Here is a 1,215-nt window from a genome sequence, read left to right as displayed (position 1 = left end):
CCGCCCAGTTGGGCATGAACACCGCCATCATCGAAGAGAAGTACTGGGGTGGCGTGTGTCTGAACGTTGGATGTATTCCGTCCAAGGCGCTGCTGCGCAACGCCGAACTCGCCCACATCTTCAACCATGAGTCGAAGACTTTCGGCATGTCAGGAGATGTGAGCTTCGACTACGGGTCGGCATTCGACCGCAGTCGTAGCGTCGCCGACGCGAGCGCCAAGGGTGTGCACTACCTGAACAAGAAGAACAAGATCACCGAGATCGAGGGCTTCGGCACTTTCGTCGACGCCAAGACCATCAAGGTCGGCGACCGCGAGATCACCTTCGACAACGTCATCATCGACACCGGGTCCGTGGTCAAGCTCTTGCCCGGCGTCGAACTCTCCGACAACGTGGTCACCTACGAGACCCAGATCCTCACCCGTGACCTGCCCGACTCGATCGTCATCGTCGGCGCGGGTGCGATCGGTATGGAGTTCGGCTACGTCCTCGCCAACTACGGCGTCGACGTGACGATCATCGAGTTCCTCGACCGCGTTCTGCCCAACGAAGACGTCGACGTCTCCAAGGAGATCGCCAAGCAGTACAAGAAGCTCGGCGTGAAGGTACTGACGTCAACAGGCGTGCAGACCGTCACCGACAACGGCAACGACGTGACGGTGACCTACAAGGACGCCAAGGGCAACGACGGCGAGGTCACCGTCGACCGCGTCCTCATGTCCGTCGGGTTCGCGCCGCGTGTCGAGGGCTTCGGCCTCGAGAACACCGGCGTCGAGCTCACCGATCGCGGTGCCATCGCGATCGACGACTTCATGCGGACCAACGTCGACGGTATCTATGCGATCGGCGACGTCACAGCGAAGCTCCAGCTCGCGCACGTCGCGGAGGCCCAGGGCGTCGTTGCGGCAGAAACCATCGCGGGTGCGGAGACCATGACGCTCGGCGACTACCGCTTCATGCCGCGTGCCACGTTCTGCCAGCCGCAGGTCGCCTCCTTCGGACTCACCGAAGCGCAGGCCAAGGACGCAGGGTTCAACGTCAAGGCAACCACCTTCCCGTTCAGCGCGAACGGCAAAGCACGCGGAATGGGAGAGACTGCGGGCTTCGTCAAGCTCCTCACCAATGCCGATACCGACGAACTGCTCGGCGCTCACCTCGTCGGCGACAACGTCTCCGAGATGCTGCCTGAACTCACCCTCGCGCAGAAGTGGGACC

General features: G+C 62.2%; 1 protein-coding gene. It reads left to right on the top strand.

Annotated elements, in window-relative coordinates; genetic code table 11:
* A partial coding sequence (gene lpdA, locus GOOTI_RS10425) for a dihydrolipoyl dehydrogenase (protein ID WP_007238550.1) occupies positions 1 to 1,215 on the top strand: 1,215 nt, incomplete at both ends.

Origin of the sequence: Gordonia otitidis NBRC 100426, assembly GCF_000248075.1 — a bacterium.
Lineage (GTDB): Bacteria > Actinomycetota > Actinomycetes > Mycobacteriales > Mycobacteriaceae > Gordonia > Gordonia otitidis.
Note: the sequence above shows the minus strand (reverse complement) of the source record. Positions and strands in the feature narration are given on the sequence as shown.